13 protein-coding genes are annotated in these 14368 nt (G+C 65.5%); 5 read left to right on the forward strand and 8 right to left on the reverse strand.

Translation table 11 applies throughout. From position 1 onward, the window contains the following. Positions 1 to 307 precede the first annotated feature (307 nt). Entirely contained in the window at positions 308 to 1891 is a 1584-nt protein-coding gene (locus tag AC1RUR_RS25710) for a sensor domain-containing diguanylate cyclase (RefSeq protein WP_492849155.1), read from the forward strand. 15 nt (positions 1892 to 1906) lie between these two features. Here AC1RUR_RS25710 and AC1RUR_RS25715 read toward each other — a convergent pair whose 3' ends face one another. The 4 genes from AC1RUR_RS25715 to AC1RUR_RS25730 all read right to left on the reverse strand — a co-directional run bounded on the left by AC1RUR_RS25715 (position 1907) and on the right by AC1RUR_RS25730 (position 4811). Continuing rightward, positions 1907 to 2467, reverse strand: coding sequence for a carboxymuconolactone decarboxylase family protein (locus tag AC1RUR_RS25715; RefSeq protein WP_492849157.1), 561 nt, complete (start codon positions 2465 to 2467; stop codon positions 1907 to 1909). A 108-nt stretch (positions 2468 to 2575) separates the two neighbouring features. Next, the gene (locus tag AC1RUR_RS25720; RefSeq protein WP_492849158.1) at positions 2576 to 3163 is read right to left on the reverse strand and encodes a peroxidase-related enzyme; all 588 of its coding nucleotides are present in this window, start codon (positions 3161 to 3163) and stop codon (positions 2576 to 2578) included. Continuing rightward, positions 3160 to 3651 (reverse strand): CMD domain-containing protein, encoded by a 492-nt coding sequence (locus AC1RUR_RS25725; protein WP_492849160.1) that lies wholly within the window; start codon positions 3649 to 3651, stop codon positions 3160 to 3162. Before AC1RUR_RS25725 ends, AC1RUR_RS25720 begins: the two co-directional genes overlap by 4 nt. Next, positions 3648 to 4811, reverse strand: a complete 1164-nt coding sequence (locus AC1RUR_RS25730) for a PLP-dependent cysteine synthase family protein (protein WP_492849161.1) — start codon at positions 4809 to 4811, stop codon at positions 3648 to 3650. The genes AC1RUR_RS25725 and AC1RUR_RS25730 overlap by 4 nt, the downstream gene beginning before the upstream one ends. A gap of 94 nt (positions 4812 to 4905) precedes the next feature. Here AC1RUR_RS25730 and AC1RUR_RS25735 point away from each other — a divergent pair, with 94 nt between their 5' ends. From AC1RUR_RS25735 to AC1RUR_RS25745, 3 genes are read left to right on the forward strand one after another with little or no spacing between them, the layout of a single operon-like run. After that, on the forward strand, positions 4906 to 5886 hold the full coding sequence (locus AC1RUR_RS25735) for a LysR family transcriptional regulator (protein ID WP_492849164.1): 981 nt from the start codon (positions 4906 to 4908) through the stop codon (positions 5884 to 5886). Beyond that, positions 5883 to 7343, forward strand: a complete 1461-nt coding sequence (locus tag AC1RUR_RS25740; protein WP_492849166.1) for an NAD(P)-binding domain-containing protein — start codon at positions 5883 to 5885, stop codon at positions 7341 to 7343. The genes AC1RUR_RS25735 and AC1RUR_RS25740 overlap by 4 nt, the downstream gene beginning before the upstream one ends. Before the next feature lie 25 nt (positions 7344 to 7368). After that, a complete protein-coding gene (locus tag AC1RUR_RS25745; RefSeq protein WP_492849168.1) occupies positions 7369 to 8676 on the forward strand; it encodes a citrate-proton symporter in 1308 nt (435 codons plus the stop codon). A gap of 6 nt (positions 8677 to 8682) precedes the next feature. On the opposite strand, the gene AC1RUR_RS25750 is transcribed toward AC1RUR_RS25745, so the two are convergent. Next, a complete protein-coding gene (locus AC1RUR_RS25750) occupies positions 8683 to 9147 on the reverse strand; it encodes an Lrp/AsnC family transcriptional regulator (protein ID WP_492849170.1) in 465 nt (154 codons plus the stop codon). Between the two features lie 163 nt (positions 9148 to 9310). Here AC1RUR_RS25750 and AC1RUR_RS25755 point away from each other — a divergent pair, with 163 nt between their 5' ends. Further along, complete coding sequence (locus tag AC1RUR_RS25755; protein ID WP_492849172.1) at positions 9311 to 10324, forward strand: 1-aminocyclopropane-1-carboxylate deaminase; 1014 nt, start codon at positions 9311 to 9313, stop codon at positions 10322 to 10324. A gap of 187 nt (positions 10325 to 10511) precedes the next feature. Here the strand turns inward: AC1RUR_RS25755 and recQ are convergent, their stop codons facing one another. The 3 genes from recQ to metA form a co-directional block, all read right to left on the reverse strand. Further along, complete coding sequence (gene recQ, locus AC1RUR_RS25760) at positions 10512 to 12377, reverse strand: DNA helicase RecQ (protein ID WP_492849174.1); 1866 nt, start codon at positions 12375 to 12377, stop codon at positions 10512 to 10514. Between the two features lie 138 nt (positions 12378 to 12515). Then, complete coding sequence (locus AC1RUR_RS25765; RefSeq protein WP_492849176.1) at positions 12516 to 13259, reverse strand: polysaccharide deacetylase family protein; 744 nt, start codon at positions 13257 to 13259, stop codon at positions 12516 to 12518. 103 nt (positions 13260 to 13362) lie between these two features. Then, positions 13363 to 14364 (reverse strand): homoserine O-succinyltransferase MetA, encoded by a 1002-nt coding sequence (gene metA / locus AC1RUR_RS25770; RefSeq protein ID WP_492849178.1) that lies wholly within the window; start codon positions 14362 to 14364, stop codon positions 13363 to 13365. Between the last annotated feature and the right edge of the window lie 4 nt (positions 14365 to 14368).

Here is a 14368-nt window from a genome sequence, read left to right on the forward strand (position 1 = left end):
CCAAATGGCGCGGATGGCAAAGCCGTCCCATCAGACGACGCAGCGGCCGCCGCCCTGCCCGGAGCGCAACTGGCTGCGATCGTGGTGGATTTTCGGTAAGCGCCGCTCCCGAAACTTCACGGATATCGGAATACCCGGTGCAACCGCCTGTCATTGATGATGAAGGACTTTTCGCTCCCGGCGCGGTCCGCCCGCATCGCCCGGCGCGAGGGCCGGTGATTACCCCTCCCCGCGAGATCACCCACCGAGTTACCTCTCGGCAAGATGCTTGCGGCAGACTGGGCCGGTTTCGCCTGGGAGGTCGGAAATGCCCCGCTTGGTATCGGAACGAACGTTTCTGGCCGGCAAGATCATCTTCAATTTCGGTCAATCGACCATCGATTGCGTCGTGCGCCGGATGTCTGAAGATGGCGCGACGCTTGAGATGCAGAGCAGTATCGGCGTGCCCGAACGGTTCCAGCTCAGGCTCGCAAGCCAGGAGATCATCTCCTGCCGGGTGCTGTGGCGGTCGGACCGTCAGGTCGGGGTCGCGCTCGGAGCGGAAGATCATATCGGTCCCAAAGCCGAGAATGAGCAGGAACGACGGGCCGACTCGCTGATGCGCGGACAGATGCTCGCGCTTCGCGCTGCGCTCGATTTCGTCCCGCTCGGCATTGTGCTGCTGGATGCCAATCTCCGCGCGCAGTTGATCAACCGCGCGTTTCGGCGGATGTGGCTGTTGCCCGATGAAGTCGCCAACAGCAATCCGTCTTTCGCGACGCTGATGCACCACGGCCGCGATACTCTGGCCTACGAAATTCCTCCGGCCGACCTGGAGGCCTATGTGGCCGAGCGCGTGCGTCACGTGCAGGCGGGTGACGCCTCGCCGCGCGACCTCCGCCGCTCCGGCGGCGATGTCGTGCGCATGCAATGCACGCCGCTGCCTGACGGCGGGCGGATGCTGACCTATACGCCCGTCACCGATATCGTACGCTACTCCGACGAGCTGAAATTGCTGCGCGACGCGCTCGAGAATGTCGAGGACGGCGTGCTGTTGCTGGACCGCGATCTCAACGCCAGCTTCATGAACCGGCGGATGCGACGGTTCTGGGAGGTGAGCGAGCAGGAGGCGGATGGACACCCGACCTATGCATCGCTGGTGAGCCGGGCGCAGCGCGCGAGCGCCCCCAATCTCTCGACGAACGAAATGACGAAATTTCCCGCCAAGCGCGTCGCCGAGGTCAAAGCCGGGGACCACGTGCGCGACCTGCAGACGCCGGACGGCCGGCGCATCAGGGCGCATTGCACCACGATGTCGAATGGCGGCCGCATGCTGACCTATGTCGACATCACCGATCTGACGCAAAAAGCCGCGATGCTGGAGACGCTCGCAACCACCGATCCACTCACCGGCCTGTACAACCGCCGCCACTTCCTCAACAACCTCGATGCGGAATGGAGCCGCTTTCAGCGCTACTACCGCTCTGTCTCGGTGCTGATGCTCGACATCGACCACTTCAAGTCGGTCAACGATCGCTACGGCCACGCGGTGGGCGACGCCGCGATCAAGGCCGTTGCGGCCGCCTGCCTCGATGGCAAGCGCAAGTCGGACATCGTCGGCCGCCTCGGCGGTGAGGAATTCGCCGTTCTCCTGCCCGAGACCAGCATGTCCCGGGCAAGGATAGTCGCCGAGCGCATCCGCAAGCGCGTGATGAGTACACAGGTCACTGCCGATAAGATTCAGTTCGGTCTCACCGTGAGCATCGGCATCGCCGAGGCCACCGTCAGCATGTCCGGCATCGACGCACTGATGGGCGCGGCGGATCAGGTGCTCTACCAGGCCAAAGCCGAAGGCCGCAATCGCTGCATCGCCTGGGCGCCTCCACCGCCCGCAAGCAAGGCAGCGGAGTGATCGGGCAAGCCGCGTCTATTCAGGTACCGGCACGTCGAACGTGTTGAGCGTGACCGAGACCATGCAATAGACGCCGACGAGATAGGACAGCTCGGCCGCGCCGTGCTCGCCGAATTCCTTGACCGCCGCCCGATAGGTCAGCTCAGGCAGCACGCCGCCGCTCACCAGTGCCGAGGCCATGTCGTAGGCGACGGCTTCCTGCTTGGTGAGATCCACCGGCCGCTGTCCTGCGACGATGGTGGCGAGCTTCTCGTCGGACAGGCCGCGCTGCTCGGCCACCAGCACATGGGCATAGAGCTCGTAGCCGGACCGGAAATGCGAGCCTGTGACGAGGATCGCGACCTCGCGCACCGGTGCCGGCAATATTGGATTCGAGGCGATCGCCTTGACCAGTTCCCACACCGGCTTGCCGAAGCGCGGCTCGCGGATCCAGGGATTCCAGGGACCGAGCAGCGCGCCGTCGTCGCGCATGTTCACGAAGCCCTTGAAATGGTCCTTGATGCCGGCTCGCATGTCGTCATAGAGCGGCTTCTGTTCGTCGGTCAGATCTTTCGGATCGAGAATGGGAAGGCGCACGGCGAAATCTCCTCGTTGAGAAGATGCGAGGCTCGCTTGCGTCCGCGCCCAAGGCAAGTGAAGTTGCCGTGACATCCGGTCCGGGCCGTGGCCGCCCAACGGCGTCGGTTACGACGCCTCCGGGCGCGCCAGCGGCTCGCCCAGCGTATGCATCAGCCGGTTGGCCCAGCCAAAGATCGCAGCCGACAGCACCAGGTCGAGCTGCTCGAGCTCGCTCAGCCCGGCCTCGCCAAGTGCGCGCGCATCGTCTGCGCTCGCTTCGATCGGAGTCGTCGAGAGTTTTGTGGCGAAATTGAACAGTGCCTGCTGGCGTGCTTCCAGCGTGGCGTCGCGCTCGTCGGCAAAGATCTCCTCAACGACGTCGTCGCGCCCGGAGTAGTTGATGAAGCGCGAGGCGTGCACGGCGGCGCAATAGATGCAACGGTTCACAACCGAGGCACTCAACGCGCCGAGCTCGCGCTCGGCCGGGGACAGGCCGTCCTTGCCATACATGATGAGGTTGAACAGCGGTGAGCGCACGCTAAGCGATTCCGGGTCATGCGCCAGCGTCAGCACGTAAGGCGACACGCCCTTGTTGGAGGGCGTGACCTTCATCGCCGCGAGCTGTTCTGATGTCGCCGAGGCGAGCTCGACCGGCGTGACGTAGGGCGACCACGTCGGGATCGTGGCGGTGAAGCTGTGGACGACCTCGCTCATTGGGCCTGGACCTCCTTCAGCAGCCTGAGGCCGGCCACGACCCGCAACTGGTAATTCACGAAAGCGGCAAGCTCGGACAGCCGCACGATATCGGCCTCGCTGACACCGACCGCCTTCAGCGCCGCGATGTCCCGTCGCGTCGCCTCGCGCGGCGCCAGCGTCAGCAGGTCGGCGTGGCGGGCCATAGCGTCGTGCACGGAATCGCCACACACGCCGCCGGGCCGGGCAAGGGCAGCCAGGTCGAGATCGGTCGAATGCGCCAGATAGGATTCGTAATGCGCGGTCAGCGCCTCGTCGCCGAGATGCCGGCACATCCGCGCCGCGAGCGACGCCCGCAGGCCGTGGCTCAGGCCGCCGGACTCACGCGGCAGCAGCACCGCGTCATGGGCGGCTTCGCTGAGGCGCAAGATCTCGGCGCGGGCGTTCAGAGCCTGCCCGAGCCGCGACGCCGCCGGCACGCCGGCAATGGTTTCGATCAGCGTGGTCAAGCAATACTCCGCGGGCTCTGTGGGTTGGCAACGTCCTCCACGGCGAGCGTCAGCGGCTGCGCCGTATCCAGGAACGACAACAAGGCGGCCTCGTACGGCGCCGGATCGAGGCTGCGGGCTGTCAGCCATGCGGGGTCGTAATAGGACTGCCGGTAGCGCTCGCCGGAATCGCAGATCAGCGTGACCAGCGATCCGGTTTGGCCGGCGCTGCGCATCTCCGAGGCGATGCGGCACAGCGCCAGGAAATTGGTGCCGGTCGAGCCGCCCACCGGGCGGCGCAGCCGGCGCGACAGCACATTCATCGCCGCGATCGTCATCACATCCGGGATCTTCATCATGCGGTCGACGACACCAGGCACGAAGGAAGGTTCGCAGCGCGGCCTGCCGACGCCTTCGATCAGCGAGGGCCGCTCGCAAACATGGGAGCGGTCCTGCGAACGGAAGCAGTCGAAGAAGGCAGAATGCTCGACATCGGCGACGCACAGCCGCGTCGGATATTGGCGATAGCGCAAATAGCGCCCGATGGTCGCCGAGGTGCCGCCGGTGCCTGCGCCCATCACGATCCAGTCCGGCAGCGGGCGCGGCTCGCCCTGCAACTGCGTGAAGATCGACTCGGCGATGTTGTTGTTGCCTCGCCAGTCGGTGGCGCGCTCGGCGAAGGTGAACTGGTCCATATAGTGGCCGTTCAGCCGGGTCGCGAGCGCGGCGGCCTCCGCATAGAGCGCGCGGCCGTCGTCTATCAGATGGCAATTACCGCCATAATGCGCGATCGCGGCGATCTTCTCCGCCGAGGTCGTGCGCGGCATCACGGCGTAGAAGGGCACGCCGATCATCTGCGCGAAATAGGCCTCCGACACCGCGGTCGATCCCGACGAGGCCTCGACGACGGGCGTGCCCTCGCGGATGTGCCCGTTGCAGAGCGCGTAGAGGAACAGCGAGCGCGCCAGCCGGTGCTTCAGGCTGCCGGTCGGATGGGTGGATTCGTCCTTCAGATAGATGTCGATGCCCGACAGCGCCGGCACGATCAGCCGGATCAGATGCGTGTCGGCGGTGCGGCACTGGTCGGCCTCGATCGCGGCGACGGCTTCGTCAACCCAGCCGCGCCGGTAGGCCGGCCCGGCCGGATTGTGGTGGCGAAAGGCAGTTGGCTCGATCGGCATGACGTCAATCTCTCATAATACTTCTTGCGCATCAAGAAATATTGTTCATTCTATATACACATAATGCAGGCGACGTAATGCAAGCGATTTGGCCATGAACCAGGACGTTATCGATATCCGCCTTCTCGAGGCCTTCGCCGCCGTGATGTCCGCCGGCAGCATCACCGGCGCGGCACGGCTGCTTGGCCGGTCGCAGCCGGTCGTGACGCGTCAGATCCAGGATCTCGAGGCCGACGTCGGCTATCTCCTGTTCACGCGGAATGGTCCACGTATCAGCCCGACGCCGAAGGGCGTGCTGTTTCACGCCGAGGTCGAGCGGCTGCTGATGGGCTTGAAGCACATCCGCCAGCGCGCCAACGCGATCGGCGCGGGTGCGCTTCCCGTGCTCAGCCTGGCGGCGATCCCGGCGCTGGCAGCCGGCTTCGTCCCGGCCGCGCTCGCAGCGCTCGAACGCGAACTGCTGCCGAACCAGGTCCATGTGCAGGCGCTCGCGGCCGAGAATGTCGTGCAATCGGTGCTGTCGCAGTCGGTCGATTTCGGCCTTGCGAGCCTGCCGATCCAGCATCCCGGGCTCGACGTGCAATGGGTCTGCGAGGTGCCGTGCGTCGCCTGCCTCGCGATGGATCATCCGCTGGCGAAGAAGAAGGTCATTCGCCTGAAGGATCTCGGTGGCGTCCGGCTGCTGACGATGGCCAACCCCTACCGGCTTCGCCGCCGCGTCGAGGAAGCGCTGGAGCGCGAAGGCGTCGTACCCGCCGAGGTCATCGACACCAACGCGTCGCTGACGGCGATCGCCATGGCCAAGCAGTCGCTCGGCATCGCCGTGGTCGAGCCGGTGCTGACCTCCAGCCTGCCGGTGGAGGGCGTCGTCACCCGGCCGCTGGACGTGTCCATTCCCTTCCTGTTCGCCGCGATTGCGCCGACCGGGCGCGAGCTGTCGCCGACGGTCGCCGCGCTCAACGACGCGCTGCGCGCCGCGGTCGCGCTGATGCCCGGCGCAAAGCTGCATAGCGGCGCTGCCGCACTGGCCGAGGCCGGCGACGAAGCCGGTGAATTCGAGAAAGCTCCCTCATGACGACGACGACACCTGACACGGCGGGCCTCGCGGCCCTTGAAGCGCGCCTGAAGCAGGATCTGGCCTGGCTCGAACTGCCGGCCAAACCATGGGTGCCGCGACGCGTCGTCGATGGCGAGAGCGTCGTCGACGTCGTCATCGTCGGTGCCGGCATGGCCGGCCTGGTCGCCTCCGCCATGCTCAGGCGTCTCGGCATCGACAACCAGCTCGTGCTCGATCGGGCGCGCGCCGGCGAGGAAGGCCCCTGGGTCACGTTCGCGCGGATGCGGACGCTGCGCTCGCCCAAGGAATTGACCGGACCCGCGATGGGCATGCCGGCACTGACGTTCCGCGCCTTCTACGAGGCGCAGTACGGCAAGGAAGCCTGGCAGGCGCTCGACCGCGCGCCGCGCACGATGTGGATGGATTACCTGATCTGGTACCGCAAGGTGCTGGATCTGCCGGTCTGCAACGGGGTCTCGGTCGAGCGAATCCACGTCCGTTCCGACGAATTGTTCGCGCTCGACCTCAGTGAAGGCGGCACGTCGCGGCGAGTTCTCGCCCGGCACGTCGTGCTGGCGACGGGGCGCGACGGCCTCGGCGGCGCTTACGTGCCGCCGCTCGCCGACGGCATCGACCGCCGATTCTGGGCACATTCCGCCGACCCGATCGACTTCGAAAAGCTACGCGGCAAGCGCGTCGCCGTCGTCGGCGCCGGCGCATCGGCGATGGACAACGCGGCGATGGCGCTGGAGGCGGGCGCCGCGCGCCTCGATTTGTTCATCCGGCGCGCCGACATCCCGCGCGTCAACAAATTCACCGGCATCGGCAGCCAGGGCGTCGTGCACGGCTTTGCCGGGCTCACTGACGATTGGAAATGGCGCTTCCTCGATCACACGCTGAAGGCGCAGACGCCGCCGCCGCGCCAGAGCGTGCTGCGCGTCTCCACCTATCCGCAGGCGCATTTCCATCTCGCAAGCCCGATCGACGAACTCGCCGTCGCGGGAGATCATCTCGTGGTGACGACGTCGAAGGGCCGCTACGCGACCGATTTCATCATCTTCGGCACCGGCTTCAAGGTCGACCTCGCGCTGCGCGACGAGCTTGCCGCGTTCGCGCCGCATATCCGGTTCTGGCGCGACCGCTTCACGACGCCCGACGGCATGGACAATGCCGAGCTGGAGAACTCGCCAGACCTCGGCGACAGCTTCCAGTTCCAGGAGAAAGAGCCCGGCGCCTGCCCGATGCTGGCGCGGCTGCATTGCTTCAACTATCCGGCGACGCTGAGCCACGGAAAACTCTCCGGCGATATCCCTGCGATCAGCGAGGGCGCCGACCGGCTCGCGCGCGGCATCGTCCGCCGCCTCTTCGTCGAGGATCGCGAGATCCATTTCGCCAACCTCAAGGCCTTCGCCACGCCGGAACTCGCCGGCGACGAATGGCAGGATGCCGACGCCACCCATCAACCCGCCGAATAGGCCGAAACGGACAGGCAAGCGAGAGATGCAGACGAACAGGAAAGCCATCGCGGCCGCGATCGCCGGCAATGCGCTGGAGTGGTACGACTTCACGGTGTTCGCGCTGATGACACCGGTGATCAAGAACCTGTTCTTTCCGGTCGATCCGAAAGTCGCGGGCAGCGAGATCAACGCGCTGCTGCTGACCACCGCGCTGTTCGGCACCGGCTTCTTCATGCGGCCGATCGGCGGCCTCGTGCTCGGCTATTTCGGCGATCGCAGGGGGCGAAAGGCGGCGATGACGCTCGGCATGGGCATCATGGCGCTGTCGGTCGCGCTGTTGGCGTTGACGCCGACCTACGCCACGGCCGGCATCGTGGCGCCGCTGATCGTGCTGCTGGCGCGGCTGCTGCAGGGCTTTTCAGTCGGCGGCGAGTTCGGCACCTCGACCGCCTATCTGATCGAAGCCGCGCCCCCCGGCCGCACCGGCTTCTATGGCTCGTGGCAGATCGCCGGCCAGCTCATGGCGAACGTGCTCGGCGCAGTGCTGGGCGCCGCCCTGACGCTGACCTTCACGCAGGAGCAGCTTGCCGCCGGCGCCTGGCGCATTCCCTTCTTCGTCGGCCTCGTGATCGTTCCGATCCTGCTCTACATGCGCGCCAGCGTCATCGAGCCTGAGGCCTCCCGGCGCAGCATGGCGACGGTGCACAAGGACAATTTCATCGCCGCGCTGAAGAATCCCGGCCGCAATTTCCTGATCGGCATGGGCATGGTGGTGGCGAGTGCCGTGTCGTTCTACATCACCTTCGGCTACACCGTGACCTACGCCAAGGAGGTGCTGAAGCTGCCGCTGATGCAGAGCTTCCTGGTGCAGATGATCGCGGCGATCGTGATGGTGATCGTCGTCCCCATTGCCGGTGCCATCTCCGACCGCTATCCACGCAAGCCGTTGCTGCTGGTCTCCCTCATCGGCTATTTCGTCTCACTCTATCCGCTCTATGCCTGGGTGATCTCGGAGCCGTCGATCGCAAAGCTCCTGGTCGCCCAAATCGTCATCGGCTTCTTCAGCGCCTTCTTCCTCGGCGTCTACTGCACCACGCTGGTCGAGCTGTTTCCGATCCGCGTCCGCTCGACCGCGCTCGCGATCGTCAACAATGTCGCGGTGCTGGTGTTCGGCGGCTTTGCCCAGTTCTTCGTGACCTGGCTGATCGCGCTCACCGGCTCCCCGCTGGCGCCGATCTTCTATGTGATGATCGGCGTCGGCCTCGGGCTGATCGCGGTGATCGCGATGCGGCCGGAGGATGCCGGGCGGGAGCAGATCGTCGCGGACGGCGCCGTCGAACAGGCATCGTGAAGCCGCTCAAAACTCCAGCGGTGCGTTGTCGACGACCTCCTTCATGACGAAGAAGGTGCGGGTCTGGCGCACGCCGGGCAGCGCGATGAGCTGCTCGCCATGGATGCGGTTGAAGTCCTCCATGTCGCCGACGCGGATTTTCAGGAAATAGTCGAAGTCGCCGGCGACGAGGTGGCAGTCGAGCACGAATTTCAGCTTTGCGATGGCCTGCTCGAAGATCGCGAAGCTCTCCGGCGTCGAGCGGTCCAGCACGACGCCGACCATCACCAGCGTGCCCTTCGCCACCTTCTTCGGGGCGACCATGGCGCGCACAGCGGCGATGAAGCCGTCCTCGAACAGGCGCTGGGTGCGGCGATGGCAGGTGGCGGGGCTGAGAGCTACGGTTTCGGCCAGCTCGGCATTGCTGAGCCGGCCGTTATTTTGCAGCAATCTCAATATCTTGAGGTCGACGCGATCCAATCGAGAGGACATGGAAGAAGCTTCCGTTATTGAATTTATTTCTGAAAGAAATATTAGCCAAATCGACGATATCCGCAAGATAACGCGCAATATGGGCGCAGCATTCGAGAGCACATTCCTTCTCAGGTATGCTAGTCGCTGCGGCCAGATCAACGCCAATCGGGATGACCTGACCATGCTGGAAAAATTCGCGCGCTATCCGCTGACCTTCGGCCCGACGCCCATCGAGAAGCTGGAGCGGCTGTCGAAGCATCTCGGCGGCAATGTCGAGATCTATGCCAAGCGCGAAGACTGCAATTCCGGCCTCGCCTATGGCGGCAACAAGCTGCGCAAGCTCGAATACATCATCCCGGACGCGATCGCCTCCAACGCCGACACGCTGGTGTCGATCGGCGGCGTGCAGTCCAACCACACCCGCATGATCGCCGCCGTCGCCGCCAAGATCGGCATGAAGTGCCGCCTGGTGCAGGAAGCCTGGGTGCCGCACGAGGACGCCGTCTATGACCGCGTCGGCAACATCATGCTCTCGCGCATCATGGGCGCCGACGTGCGCCTGGTCGACGACGGCTTCGACATCGGCATCCGCAAGAGCTGGGAGCAGGCGATCGAGGAAGTGAAGGCGGCAGGCGGCAAGCCTTACGCGATTCCGGCCGGCGCCTCCGTGCACAAGTTTGGCGGCCTCGGCTATGTCGGCTTCGCCGAGGAAGTGCGCAAGCAGGAGAAAGAGCTCGGCTTCAAGTTCGATTACATCGTGGTCTGCACCGTCACCGGCTCCACCCATGCCGGCATGCTGGTCGGCTTCGCCGCCGACGGCCGGGCGCGCAAGGTGATCGGCATCGACGGGTCGTTCACCCCGGCGCAGACCAAGGCCCAGGTGCTCTCGATCGCCCAGAACACGGCCAAGCTCGTCGAGCTCGGCAAGGACATCGTTGCAGACGACGTCGTGCTGATCGAGGACTACGCCTATCCCGCCTATGGCGTGCCGTCGGAAGAGACCAAGGAAGCGATCCGCCTCACCGCGCGTCTCGAAGCCATGATCACCGACCCCGTCTACGAGGGCAAGTCGATGCAGGGCCTGATCGACCTGACGCAGAAGGGCTATTTCGAGAAGGGCGCGAAGGTCCTCTACGCCCATCTCGGCGGCGCGCCCGCGCTCAACGGCTACGGCTACGCGTTCCGGAACGGCTGAGGTTGCCCGCCTCGCGCCTCATTGACCGCTGTCGTCCCGGCGAAGGCCGGGACCCATACCCCAGGGAGAAGTTTGGCGAAGAACGTCGTCGCGCCTGCCCCAAGACAAATCACGCGGCATGGATCCCGGATCTGCGCTCCGCTTGCCCGGGATGACGATGTGAAGAGAGTTGGCGCGCTAACAACCGCTACCGCGTCCTGACGATCTGCAGCAGCTCCTCGCCATAATGCTCGAGCTTCTTGTCGCCGATGCCGGGCACGTTGCGCAGTTCGTCGAGCGTGGTCGGCCAGGCCCGGACGATGCCGTCGATGGTGGCATCGTGCAGCACGACATAGGCCGGCACGCCGCGCTCGCGCGCGATATCCGAGCGCCAGGCGCGCAAGCGCGCACGCAGCTCGGGATCGACATCGCCCTGCGGCGCGCTTGCGGCCGGCGCGAGATCGCCGCGGCGGGATTTTGTGCGACTGGAACGGATGCGGGTGCCGGGCGCCTCCTCGCGCAGCCATACTTCCGTCTCGCCACGCAACACGCCGCGCGAGGAATCCGTCAGCTTCAGCGCGCCATAAGCTTCGCTGTCACTCTGCAGATGGCCCATCGCCACCAGCTGCCGCAGCACAGTGCGCCATTGCTTCTCGTTGAGCTCGCGCCCGATGCCGAACACCGACAGCTTGTCGTGGCCGAACTGCGTGACCTTCTCGGTCAGGCGGCCGATCAGCACGTCGATCAGGTGCATCGCGCCGAAGCGCTGGCCGGTACGATAAGCGCAGGAGAGCAGTTTTTGCGCCAGCACCTTGCCATCGCGCATTTTCGGCGGCGTCAGGCAGTTGTCGCAATTGCCGCAGCTTTCGCCGTGCACGCTCTCGCCGAAATAGGCGAGCAGCCGCTTGCGCCGGCACTGCGCAGTCTCGGCGAGCCCGACCAGCGCGTCGAGCTTGCCGATCGACACGCGCTTGAAATCGTCGGAGCCGCTGGACTCGTCGATCATGCGGCGTTGCTGCACGATGTCGGAAAGGCCATAGGCCATCCAGGCGGCCGACGGCTTGCCGTCGCGGCCGGCGCGCCCCGTCTCCTGGTAATAGGCCTCGATGCTCTTGGGCAGATCGAGATGGGCGACGAAGCGCACGTCGGGCTTGTCGATGCCCATGCCGAAGGCGATGGTCGCCACGATGACGATGCCGTCCTCGTTGAGGAAGCGGTCCTGGTTGCGCGAGCGCACGCTGCTGTCGAGCCCGGCGTGGTAGGGCAGCGCGGCGATGCCGGCATCGTCGAGCGCGGCGGCGACCTCCTCGACCCGGTTTCGTGACAGGCAATAGACCACACCGGCGTCGCCGGCATGGCGCTCCCGGATGAACTCCTTGAGCTGCGACACCGCATTGCGCTTGTCGACGATCTCGTAGCGGATGTTGGGGCGATCGAAGCTGGAGACGAATTGCGGGGAACCGGCAAGCTGGAGCCGTTCGACGATTTCCTTCCGCGTCAGCTCGTCGGCGGTTGCGGTCAGCGCGATGCGCGGCACGTCGGGGAACCGCTCGGCGATAATGGAGAGGCCGACATATTCGGGGCGGAAGTCGTGGCCCCATTGCGAGACGCAGTGCGCCTCGTCGATGGCGAACAGCGCGACCTTGGCCTGCGCCAGCATCGACAGGCAGCGCGGCGTCACCAGCCGTTCCGGCGCGACATAGAGCAGGTCGAGATCGCCCGCGATCAGGCGCCGCTCGATGTCGGAGGCTTCCTGCGGCGTCAGCGACGAGTTCAGCGCGGCCGCGTTGACCCCGGCCTCGAGCAGGCCGGCGACCTGGTCGCGCATCAGCGCAATCAAGGGCGAGACCACGATGCCGCAGCCTTCGCGCAGCAATGACGGAAGCTGATAGCACAGCGACTTGCCGCCGCCGGTCGGCATCAGCACGAGGCAATTGCCGCCATCGGTGACGTGCCGGATGATCTCTCCCTGTGCCCCGCGGAAACCCGGCAGGCCGAACACCGAATGCAGCACCGACAGCGCATCACGGCCGTTGGCCGGCGCAGGCAGCGGAGCGGTGGAGGGGGCATTCATGGGCGTGTCGGAGACCGTGGGATTCGTCACAAGGCCAGTCGCATGCTGGCGCGGGCGTTGCAAGACTATCTTCTCCCTCTCCCGCCTGCGGGGAGAGGTGAAGAAATGTGCACTCTGAAAAGGAGGACGTAGAGCGTCCTACGCCCCGATCCGCCGCAGCGCCTCCGCGACGGTCACGATCGGCATGTTGCGCTTCCCGGCGGCCTCAAGCGCATGGCGCATCAAATGCGGCGTGCAGCCATAGGGGCTCGGCGCATCGACGACATCATGGCTGTAAAAGATCAGCCAGCCGCCGCTTTCGAGCGCTTCGTCGAAATAGCGATCGACGCCCGCTGCATCGATCTCGTAATTGACCAAAGGCGAGGCGCGCAGGAACTGGAGATCGATGACGTCGCGATTGACGCCCGGCAGGATGCCGCGCGCCGAGCGGAAAGCCTTTGTGAGCTGCGGCTTGAGCCAGACCGAGGCGATCCCATAGGGATAGGCGAAGTTCTCCAGCGTGATCGAGGAATCGATGCTGCGGAAATGGCTGCGGTTCCGCTCGATCTCCTGCGCCATGGCGGCCGCGTCGAGATCCGCCGAGCTCTGATGCGAGAAGGTGTGGCAAGCAATCTCGTGGCCGGCACGGTGAAGCCGTACCACCGCGTCATTCGACAGCCCACGCCAATGATCCGACGGCTGGTCGATCAGGCTGCCGGCGATGTAGTACGTGCCGCGGCCGCCATGCCCTTCGAGCAGCGAGGCGCCCTCGGCGGCGGCGCTATCGGGGGCGTCGTCGAAGGTGAAGCTGACCATCGGCGCGTGCACAGGCAAGCGGTGCGGCGCGGCGCGGAAATGCCGGGCCAGCCGATTGCTCACGCGTCCCTGGAGTGCCGACCACACGATCGCATGTCCCGTGATTCCGTATTCCTCTACTGAACCATTCGCACGCCGGTTGAGGCAAGCTTAACGCTTGGGTAATCCTAACGGGGATCACCCCCGTGGGCTAGCGCGCAAGGACCGACGCATCGGCGTCCGCGCCTAGATAGTGCAGCCAGTTACGGAATAGCGCCGCCGCCGCGCTGCCGGCGGCGATATCGGCGCGCAAATTCAGCGCCGGCAGCTCGTTGCTGAGCGCGGGATGGCGCTGGTGCCTCGCCTGCTTCTCGAAGCGCACAAGTTTCTCTTCCGTCGCTACGTCAAAATAGCTCACAGGCAGGTGCGGATAATTGTCGCGCTCACGCGCGAGGTAGCGGCCGATGTCGCGCAGATATTCGCGCTGGAGCGACAGCGCGTCATATTCCGGGTGGCCCTGGAAGAACACGAAGCGGCTGGCATATTGGCGGACGAAGACGTCGACACCGGCCTGGGCCGAGCGTGTCAAAACCTGATAACCGGCCTGGTCGAGATCGCTCTCGACGATCTCGTTCAGGCGCGAATGCGAGACTTTGAGCGGTGCCGGCACGGCATGCGTCAGGGAATCGCTCGTGACGGCTTCGCAATCGAAGACGCCGTGACATTTGGCCGGCAACCGTCGCCGCTTGATGCCGTCGAGGTGCAGCACCGCGGCATGCGCGGCGAGGCACGACCAGATCGTCGAGCGCGTATTGACCCTGGCCCAGTCGATCAGATCGGTGAGATCACGCCAATACGGCTCCTGATCGAGCTCGGGCGCGACCGGCTCGGCGCCGGTCACGATCAGCCCGTCGAAGCGCTGGCGCTTGAGATCGGCGAGATCGGAATATTCGCTCTCGACATGCCATTTCGCTTCGGGCGAGCGCTTCACCGACGGCAGCGAGAAGCAATGGAAGCGGATGCGGCGCGGGCCCGCGGCGGCCTGAAGCAGCTTCATGAACTGCCGCTCGGTCGCCTTCAGCGCCGGATCCGGCATGTTGTTGATCAGCCCGATGGTGAGCTCGGCGGCGGCATGATCGCGCGCCAGGTCGCCCTCGGCCGGCACCAGCGCCGGGCTCGATATGCCTTGATCCCTGTCGATCAGGACCGTCATCGGG

It is taken from the genome of Bradyrhizobium sp. GW821-FHT12B03 (assembly GCF_058807535.1).